Source organism: Streptomyces niveiscabiei (assembly GCF_001419795.1).
Classification (GTDB): domain Bacteria; phylum Actinomycetota; class Actinomycetes; order Streptomycetales; family Streptomycetaceae; genus Streptomyces; species Streptomyces niveiscabiei.
In genome coordinates, this window is sequence record NZ_LIRL01000675.1 from 1 (window position 1) to 9,147 (window position 9,147).

Below are 9,147 nucleotides of genomic sequence, written 5' to 3' on the forward strand. Positions count from 1 at the left end.
CACGCGGCGGCAGCCGCACATCGATACGGCCCCGCGCCTCACGGCCCCGCGCCTCACGGCCCCGCGCCTCACGGCCCCGCGCCTCACGGCCCCGCGCCTCACCACATCCCAGGGCCCCACAGCCCCGCGCCCTTCAAAGACGCAGCAGCACCCGTTCTCGCGCGAAGCGCCCGCTCAGCCCGCCGACTCCGCCGCGTGCGGGCTCAGCACCCCCGCCGTCACCAGCGCGATGATCACGATCCCCAGCGCCACCCGGTAGTACACGAACGGCATGAACGACTTCGTGCTGATGAACTTCATGAACCACGAGATCACGACGTATCCGGTGACGAAGGCGATGCCGGTGGCGAAGATCGTGGGACCCCAGGACACGTGGTCGCTCTCCAGCGCGTCCTTCGTCTCGAAGAGGCCGGACGCGAGGACGGCCGGGATCGCGAGGAGGAAGGAGTAGCGCGCGGCGGCCTCGCGCTTGTAGCCCATGAAGAGGCCGCCCGTGATGGTCGCGCCGGAGCGGGAGACACCGGGGACGAGGGCGCACGCCTGGCAGAGGCCGAAGATCAGGCCGTCCTTGACGCCGAGGTTCTCCAGGGCCTTGCGCTGCTTGGGCGCGCGGTGCCTGCGGTCGGCCTCGTCGCGCGCGGCGAGCCGGTCGGCGACCCCCATGACGACGCCGATGACGATGAGCATCGTCGCGGTGATCCGCAGGTCCCGGAACGGTCCCTCGATCTGGTCCTTGAGGGTGAGCCCCAGGACGCCGATCGGGATCGAGCCGACGATGACGAGCCAGCCCATCTTCGCGTCGTGGTCGGAGCGCAGCTCCTTCTTGAAGAGGGACTTGCACCAGGCCCCGATGATCCGCCCGATGTCCTTGCGGAAGTAGATCAGCACCGCCGCTTCCGTACCGATCTGGGTGATCGCCGTGAACGCGGCGCCCGGGTCCTTCCAGCCGGAGAACGCCGCGGTGAGCCGCAGGTGCGCGCTGGAGGAGACGGGGAGGAACTCGGTCAGCCCCTGGACGAGTCCGAGGATGAGGGATTCAAACCAAGACATGAGGTTACGGAGTCCAAGTGCCGATCGGGAACAGACGAGGAACGCGGCGACGACGGCCGCCGCCGACACGGCAGCGGCGCGCCGCGCGCGGAGATCAACGGGTGCAGGGGGCAGCGTAGCGTCCCGGGCGGACAGGCCCGGCACAGGGGCCGCGCGGGCAGCTCGTGCGATGGTCGTACCACCGCGCCCGTCCGCCCCTTCTCGCCCCCTTTGACCTGTTGACCCACCCCGCCACCGGCACATACGTTGCAGGCGAGAGAAAGCGCTTGCTGCGGATGTTTTCCCCCGCTCGCGCGTACGGCCGCCAGACCGAGGAGTGCTGATCACCCCCATGCCCCCGACCGCTCCCCTCACCGGCCGAAGGATCCGCGCGGCCGTCATCGGCACCGGCGCCATCGCCCGCGGCTCCCACCTCCCCGCGCTCCAGGAACTCGCCGCCGAGGGCGAGGTCGAGGTCGTCGCGGCCGTCGACATCGATGCCGGGGCCGTCGAGAAGTTCTGCGCGGAGGGCGACGTCCCGCATCCGTACACCGACCTGGAGCTGATGCTCGCCGAGCAGCGCCCCGACCTCGTCACCATCTGCACCCCTCCCACCCTGCACCGCGCCCAGAGCCAGGCCGCGCTGCGCGGTGGCGCCTGGGTGCTGTGCGAGAAGCCGCCCGTCCTCACCCTTGCCGAGTACGACGCCGTCGCCGCCGAGGAAGGCGCGGAGACGGGTCCCTACTCCTCCATCGTTTTCCAGCACCGTTTCGGTTCCGGCACCCGCCACATCCGTCGCCTCCTCGCCGAGAAGGCGCTCGGCCGGCCGCTCGTCGTCCACTGCCAGACCACCTGGTACCGCGACACCGCCTACTACGCCGTCCCCTGGCGCGGGCGCTGGGCCACCGAGGGCGGCGGGCCCGCGATGGGGCACGGCATCCACCAGATGGACCTCATGCTCGACCTGCTCGGCCCCTGGAGCGAGGTCCGCGCGATGGCCGGACGGCTCGTGCACGACGTCGAGACCGAGGACGTCTCCACCGCGCTCGTGCGGTTCGAGAACGGCGCGATGGCGACCGTCGTCAACAGCGTGCTGAGCCCCGACGAGGTCAGCCGCATCCGCGTCGACTGCGAGCGCGCGACCGTCGAACTCGTCCACCTCTACGGCCACTCCAACGCGAACTGGCGCATCACCCCCGCGCCCGGCGTCTCCGCCGAGGAACTCGCCGAGTGGCTCGACTTCGGTACGGACGTGCCGAGTTCGCACCTCGAACAGCTCCGCGAACTCACCGCCAGCATGCGTGCCGGTGAACGGCCCCGGCTCAGCGGCGAGGAGGGGCGCGCCAGCCTCGAACTCATCAGCGCCCTCTACAAGTCGGCGTTCACCGACGTCACCGTCCGGCGCGGCGAGATCGGCGCCGGCGACCCGTACTACACCGCCCTGCACGGCAACGCGGCCGGCTGGGCGCCCGAGGAGGGGTCCGCGTGAGCGAGCAGCTGAGGATCGTCCACGCGCACGGTGACCGCATCACCGTCACCGAGCCCGTCACCGGCGTCGAACTCCTCTCGTACGTCTACCGCGCCGAGGCCGACTGGGAGGCGCCCAAGCCGTACATCCACCCCCTGCGCACCCTCGCCGGCGACGTCGTCACCGACTACCGGCCCAACGACCACCGCTGGCACAAGGGCCTCTCGCTGACCGCCTCGCACCTCTCCGGCGCGAACCTCTGGGGCGGCAACTCCTATGTCCACGGCGAGGGTTACCTCGCGATCCCCGAACGCGTCGGCTCCATGCGGCACGTCGCCTTCGACGAGGTGACCGCCGACGACGCCGGGCGCGTCGTCATCGCCGAGCGGCTCACCTGGCACCCCTACGACGGTGAGCTGTGGGCCGAGGAGACGCGGCGCGTCGAGGTCCACGACGTCGACCTCGACTCCCGGTCCTGGGCGCTGACGTGGACCAGCGCCATCACCAACCGGCGTACGGAACCCCTGCTGTTCGGGAGCCCCACCACCGCCGGGCGTGACATGGCCGGGTACACCGGGCTGTTCTGGCGCGGGCCCCGGGCCTTCCGGGACGGCCGCATCATCGGGCCCGACGGCGAGGGGCCCGAACTCATGGGCACGCAAGGGGAGTGGCTCGCGCTCTCCGGTGAGCACGACGGGGCCGACGGGTTCGCCACGGTCGTCTTCGCCCACGCTCCCGAGAACGCCGGCGGGCATCCCGCGCACTGGTTCGTCCGCAACGAGCCCTTCGCCGCGATCGCTCCCTCCTGGGCCTTCTTCGAGGAACTCGCGCTGCCGCCGGGGGAGACCCTCACCCGCCGCTACCGTGTCGTCGTCGCCGACGGGGCCTGGGGGCGGGCCGATATCGCCAAGTACCTCGAAGGGCGGCCGTGGTGAGCGGGTTCGCGGGGCTGCCGGGCGGGGTCGGTGTGTCGCGGCTGTGCGTGTACGACTGGCCCGCCGCCGACGGGCTCCACGGCGGAACTCCCCATATGCACCTGGCCTGTTCGGAGGGGTACGTCGTGACCGGCGGCCGGGGCGCGGTCCAGACCCTGACCGCGTCCGGCTACGAGGTCACCCCCCTGACGCCGGGCACGATCGCCTGGTTCACCCCCGGCACGATCCACCGCCTCATCAACGAGGACGACCTCCAGATCACCGTCCTCATGCAGAACAGCGGGCTCCCGGAGGCGGGCGACGCGGTGCTGACCCTTCCCCCCGAGTACCTGACCGACCCCGACACGTACGCCTCCGTCACCCGCATCCCGGTCGACGCGCCCCGCGAGCAACAGGAACAAGTCGCCCGCAAACGCCGGGACTTGGCACTGGAGGGATACCGCGCCCTGCGCGAGTCCCCCGACGCCCTGGCCGCCTTCCACGCCTCCGCCGCCGCTCTCGTCCGGCCCCGACTGGGGGAGTGGCGCGAACGCTGGGAACGGGGCGCGCTGGCGGCGGCCCAGGCCACGGGGGAGCAGCTCGATCGGCTGGGCCGGGGGGATGCCTCGCACTTGCGCGATGCGGTCGTGCGGGCTGAACAGCCCTCCGAGGAGGGGAAGTTCGGGATGTGCGGGCGGCTGGACGTGTACAAGCTGGAGGCGTGAGCGGCGCAGGACACGGCGTTGCCGGGGGCTCGGGGCGTGGCGCGCGGGCTCAGGAAACGGCGTGCTCCGGGGCGTGGCGCGGGTCCGGGACAGGCTGCGTGGTCCGAGGCCCGGGGCGTGAGATGCGGCGCGGGCCCGGGATGTGAGGTGCCGGGCCGGGCGGTGCTCGGGCTGTGTGGCGCCGGGCGGGGCAGGGCCCGGGATGCGCCATGCGGCGTGGTGTCCGGGGTGCGGCAGAATCCCCGCCCATGACCACCGACTGGGCCCACCTCACCCACGCCTACGGCTCCGCCGCCGACACCCCCGGCCTCTTCGCCCGCCTCGACGGCGGTCCCGGTGACAAGGACGTCTGGGCCGACCTCTGGTCGTCCCTCTGCCACCAAGGGACCGTCTACGACGCGAGTTTCGCCGCTCTCCCCCTGCTCACGGACATTGCCACGGGCCGCGCGCCCGGCGCCCGCGAAGAGGCGCTCCTCATGGCCGGACTCGTCGTCGGCGCGGCGGGGGACGGCGAGCGGCAGCTGTACGGGGCCCAGATCGCCGAACTCCTCCCCGTGGCACGGGACGTCCTCGCCGGCATACCGGCGGACGTGCCCGGCGACTTCGTGTACCACCTCCAAGGGCTCCTTGCCTTCGAGGGCGTCCCCTTCTGGGCGACCGAACTGGAGTTGCTGCTGGAGGAGTTCGAGGTCACGTGTCCCGGGTGCGGGGGCGAGTGGGCCCTGTCGGTGGGGGAGGGGCACGAGGACTTCGGCGTCGAACTCCTCGCGGTGGACCCCGCCGAACTCTCCGGCATCGGCGCCCGGTTGCACGCGCTGGCCCTTGAGGGCGGACAGAGCGAAGTGGCGGAGTCACTGACGCGCCTCTTCGGGCGGGCCCGGTGCGGCGAGTGCGAGGCGGTGTTCGGGGTGGCCGAGGCGCTGGTCGGTCAGGGCGTTGGCGGCGCTATGGAGTAGGGGGCTGTTACGCCACAGGTCCCGCCACCATCCACTGTCATGCCACGGGCCCCGCCACCGTCCAGCCCGGGGATTCCACGTGGGGGGTCAGGTCCTCCTCCGACACCTCCGCGCCGCATACCCGGCAGGTGACCGCCGGGAGGAGTTCGTGGCCGCAGGTGTGTTCGACGACCAGGGGGCGGCCGATGTCGTGGCGCAGGTGGTGGTCGCCCCAGGCCATGAGGGTGAGGAGGACCGGGTTGAGGTCGAGGCCCGCGCGGGTGGGGCGGTACTCGTGGCGGAGGGGGCGGTCCGAGTAGGCGTGCTTCGTGAGGACGCCTGCCTCGACCAGGCGGCGCAGGCGGGCCGACAGGACGTCGCGGGGGGCGCCGATGTTGCGGACCAGCTGGTCGAAGCGGCCGTTGCCCAGCAGGACCTCGCGGACGATCAAGAGGGTGTACTTCTCGCCGACGAGGGACAGGGTGTCGGCGATGGAGCAGGGGCGGGGGTCCTTGGGCGCGGGCATACGGCCCAGTTTAGGTGAGAGTTTGAATTTCCAACCCACCTGGTCAAGGGGGCATCCTTGTCGTTAGAGTGGGTTTGAATTTCAAACTGACCCGCTCTGGAGGCACCTCATGCGCGACGCCGTCATCGTCGAAGCCGTCCGCACCCCCGTCGGCAAGGGCAGGCCAGGCGGCTCCCTCTCCCACGTCCACCCCGTCGACCTCCTCGCCCACACCCTGCGCACCCTCGTCGACCGCTCCGGCATCGACCCCGCGCTCATCGACGACGTGATCGGCGGCACGGTCGACCAGGTCGGCGAGCAGGCGATGAACACGACCCGGTACGCGGCCCTGGCCGCCGGCCTCCCGGAGTCCGTGCCGGCGACGACGGTGGACCGGCAGTGCGGCTCCTCCCAGCAGGCCGTGCACTTCGCCGCGCAGGGCGTCATGGCGGGCGCGTACGACCTGGTCGTGGCCTGCGGGGTCGAGTCGATGAGCCGCGTACCGATGTGGTCGAACGTCCCGGAGGGCAAGGACCCCTTCGGCCCGGGGATCGCCCGGCGCTACCCGGAGGGCCTCGTACCGCAGGGCGTCAGCGCGGAGCTGATCGCCGCGAAGTGGTCCATCACGCGCGCGCGGATGGACGAGTTCGCCACGTCCTCGCACCACAAGGCCGCCGACGCGTGGGGACGGGGCCGTTTCGACGCCGAGGTCGCCCCGCTCGACGACGCCGTGCGCGACGAGTCCGTACGGCCCGGCACGACACCCGAGATCCTCGCCGGTCTGAAGCCCGCCTACTACGACCCCGCCTTCGCCGAGCGCTTCCCGCAGATCGAGTGGAACGTCACCGCGGGCAACGCCAGCCCCCTCAACGACGGCGCGAGCGCGGTCCTGATCGCCGGCGCCGACACGGCCGTACGCCTCGGGCTGCGCCCCCTCGCGCGCGTGCGCGACTTCGCCGTCACCGGCTCCGACCCCCTCCTGATGCTGACCGGCGTCATCCCCGCGACGGAGAAGGTGCTGCGCCGGGCCGGGCTCGGGCTCGGCGACATCGACCTGTTCGAGGTCAACGAGGCGTTCGCCGCCGTCGTACTCGCCTGGCAGCAGGAGACCGGCGCGGACCTCGCGAAGGTCAACGTCGACGGCGGGGCGATAGCGCTCGGGCATCCGCTGGGCGCCAGCGGGACGCGGCTGACGACGACGCTGGTGCACGCGATGCGCGAGCGCGGGGCGCGGTACGGGTTGCAGACCATGTGCGAGGCGGGGGGACTGGCCAACGCGATGATCCTGGAAGCCGTATGAGGCCTCCGTACGAGACCTGCGGGTGAGGGCTACTTCCCGCGCAGGTGATGCCTCTTTCGCCACGCCACCACCGCACCCGCCACCGACGGCAGCGCGATGGCCGCCACGGCGATCAGGAACACCGGCGACGTGGGCGACGAGGCCCGCGCCCCGGCGACGACGTACGCGGCCGTGTTGGGCACCGACCCCAGCGCGGTCGCGAGCAGGAACGGGAACCACCCGATGCGGGAGACGGCGGCGCCGTAGTTGGCCAGCCAGAACGGCATCCCCGGGAAGAGGCGCGCGGCGAGCATCGACCGCAGGCCGTGCCGGCTCAGCTGACCGTCCGCCGCCTTCAGGAGCCGCCCGCGCAGCAGGGGCCGCAGCGCGTCCTGCCCCAGCACCCGCCCGAGCCCGAACGCCGCGCCCGCGCCGAGCACCGTACCCGCGAGCGTCGTGACGAGGCCCACCTCCCAGCCGAACAGCGCGCCCGCCGCGAGGTTCAGCAGCGGCCGGGGCACGAACGCGACCGTGCACAGCCCGTAGGCGACCGTGAACACGGCGGCGGCCGACGCGCCGGTCAGCTGGGGCGGCCAGCCGTCCTGGAGGAGCTTCTGCGGCTCGAAGAGCAGCACGCCCGCGCCGGCCGCCGCGAGCAGCACGACCAGCAGGAAGAAGCGGGACCACGGGGACAGCAGCCGCGTACCGAGGGACACCGGCACGACGAGTTCGGGGGTGACCGGGGGAGCGGCCGTGGCGGTGCCGCCAGAGCGGGTGGTGGCATCGAGCATTCCGTGACGGTAGCCCACGAAGATGTCTGATCGCTGTATGGGGCTTCTCACCGGGACGGCCCTGAACGGCACGGCGCGGAAAACCGTTCGACGTACGACGGTCCTTCGACGATGATCGAGCCATGTTCCGGTACGCCTTCCACCTCGCAGCATCCGCCGTCGCGGATGCGCCGAAGGCTGCCGTCCCGCATCTCACGGCCGCTGTCGACGGCGCCCGAAGCTGACCCTCCCCGGAAAGTCCGGCGGACCCCGCAGGGGGAGGGTCGGACGGTCGGTCGGGGTCCCCTCTTTTCTTCTTCCCACGGACACGCTTCGAGGTACAGCCATGCCCAAGACCGCGTACGTACGCACCAAGCCGCATCTCAACATCGGCACGATGGGCCACGTCGACCACGGCAAGACCACCCTGACCGCCGCCATCACCAAGGTCCTCGCCGACCGCGGCACCGGCACGTTCGTGCCGTTCGACCGCATCGACCGCGCCCCCGAGGAGGCCGCCCGCGGTATCACCATCAACATCTCGCACGTCGAGTACGAGACCGACACGCGCCACTACGCGCACGTCGACATGCCCGGTCACGCCGACTTCGTCAAGAACATGATCACCGGCGCGGCGCAGCTCGACGGGGCGATCCTCGTCGTCTCCGCGCGCGACGGGATCATGCCGCAGACCGCCGAACACGTGCTGCTCGCCCGGCAGGTGGGGGTCGACCACATCGTCGTCGCGCTCAACAAGGCCGACGGCGCCGACGAAGAGCTCGTCGAACTGGTCGAGTTGGAGGTCCGGGACCTTCTCACGACCCACGGGTACGGGGGTGACAGCGCGCCCGTCGTCCGTGTCTCCGGGCTCAAGGCCCTTGAGGGGGACCCCCGTTGGGTCGCCTCCGTCGAGGCGCTGCTCGACGCGGTCGACACGTATGTGCCGATGCCGGAGCGGTATCTCGACGCGCCGTTCCTGCTGTCCGTCGAGAACGTGCTCACCATCACCGGGCGCGGGACCGTTGTCACCGGGGCTGTCGAGCGGGGGACCGTTCGGGTCGGGGACCGGGTCGAAGTGCTCGGGGCGGAGGTCGACACGGTGGTTATCGGCGTGGAGACCTTCGGGAAGCCGATGGATGAAGCGCAGGCCGGGGACAATGTCGCGCTGCTGCTCCGAGGGGTCGCCCGGGACTCTGTTCGGCGCGGGCATGTCGTCGCGGCGCCGGGGAGTGTGGTGCCTCGGCGGAAGTTCACGGCGCAGGTTTATGTGCTTTCGGCTCGTGAAGGGGGGCGGACCACGCCTGTTTCTTCTGGGTACCGGCCGCAGTTCTACATCCGTACGGCGGATGTGGTGGGGGACGTCGACCTCGGTGAGGTTGCTGTCGTGCGGCCGGGGGAGCGGGTTGACATGACCGTCGAGTTGGGGCGGGATGTGCCTTTGGAGGCGGGTCTTGGGTTCGCTATCCGTGAGGGTGGCAGGACCGTGGGGGCTGGGACTGTCACCGCCGTGTTGGGTTAGGTG

9 protein-coding genes are annotated in these 9,147 nt (G+C 71.6%); 6 read left to right on the plus strand and 3 right to left on the minus strand.

The window, feature by feature from the left end:
• Positions 1-174: 174 nt before the first annotated feature.
• Positions 175-1,050, minus strand: a complete 876-nt coding sequence (locus AOK24_RS30090; protein WP_055723193.1) for an undecaprenyl-diphosphate phosphatase — start codon at positions 1,048-1,050, stop codon at positions 175-177.
• A gap of 331 nt (positions 1,051-1,381) precedes the next feature.
• Between AOK24_RS30090 and AOK24_RS30095 the strand changes: the two genes are divergently transcribed.
• The 4 genes from AOK24_RS30095 (at position 1,382) to AOK24_RS30110 (ending at position 5,092) form a co-directional block, all read left to right on the plus strand.
• The gene (locus AOK24_RS30095; protein WP_107104082.1) at positions 1,382-2,518 is read left to right on the plus strand and encodes a Gfo/Idh/MocA family protein; all 1,137 of its coding nucleotides are present in this window, start codon (positions 1,382-1,384) and stop codon (positions 2,516-2,518) included.
• Positions 2,515-3,432 carry a DUF6807 domain-containing protein gene (locus tag AOK24_RS30100; RefSeq protein WP_055723195.1) on the plus strand — a complete coding sequence of 306 codons (918 nt, stop codon included), beginning with the start codon at positions 2,515-2,517 and terminating at the stop codon, positions 3,430-3,432. Before AOK24_RS30095 ends, AOK24_RS30100 begins: the two co-directional genes overlap by 4 nt.
• Positions 3,426-4,136, plus strand: a complete 711-nt coding sequence (locus tag AOK24_RS30105; protein WP_055723196.1) for a cupin domain-containing protein — start codon at positions 3,426-3,428, stop codon at positions 4,134-4,136. The genes AOK24_RS30100 and AOK24_RS30105 overlap by 7 nt, the downstream gene beginning before the upstream one ends.
• A 248-nt stretch (positions 4,137-4,384) precedes the next feature.
• The gene (locus AOK24_RS30110) at positions 4,385-5,092 is read left to right on the plus strand and encodes a hypothetical protein (RefSeq protein WP_055723197.1); all 708 of its coding nucleotides are present in this window, start codon (positions 4,385-4,387) and stop codon (positions 5,090-5,092) included.
• Between the two features lie 37 nt (positions 5,093-5,129).
• On the opposite strand, the gene AOK24_RS30115 is transcribed toward AOK24_RS30110, so the two are convergent.
• On the minus strand, positions 5,130-5,597 hold the full coding sequence (locus AOK24_RS30115; RefSeq protein WP_055723198.1) for a winged helix-turn-helix transcriptional regulator: 468 nt from the start codon (positions 5,595-5,597) through the stop codon (positions 5,130-5,132).
• 109 nt (positions 5,598-5,706) lie between these two features.
• Here AOK24_RS30115 and AOK24_RS30120 point away from each other — a divergent pair, with 109 nt between their 5' ends.
• Positions 5,707-6,876, plus strand: coding sequence for a thiolase family protein (locus AOK24_RS30120; RefSeq protein WP_055723199.1), 1,170 nt, complete (start codon positions 5,707-5,709; stop codon positions 6,874-6,876).
• Positions 6,877-6,905: 29 nt separating this feature from the next.
• On the opposite strand, the gene AOK24_RS30125 is transcribed toward AOK24_RS30120, so the two are convergent.
• Positions 6,906-7,646: a TVP38/TMEM64 family protein gene (locus AOK24_RS30125; protein ID WP_055723200.1), complete on the minus strand. Its 741-nt coding sequence runs from the start codon at positions 7,644-7,646 to the stop codon at positions 6,906-6,908.
• A gap of 325 nt (positions 7,647-7,971) precedes the next feature.
• Here AOK24_RS30125 and tuf point away from each other — a divergent pair, with 325 nt between their 5' ends.
• Positions 7,972-9,144 carry an elongation factor Tu gene (tuf, locus tag AOK24_RS30130; protein WP_055723201.1) on the plus strand — a complete coding sequence of 391 codons (1,173 nt, stop codon included), beginning with the start codon at positions 7,972-7,974 and terminating at the stop codon, positions 9,142-9,144.
• The last annotated feature ends 3 nt before the right edge of the window (positions 9,145-9,147 follow it).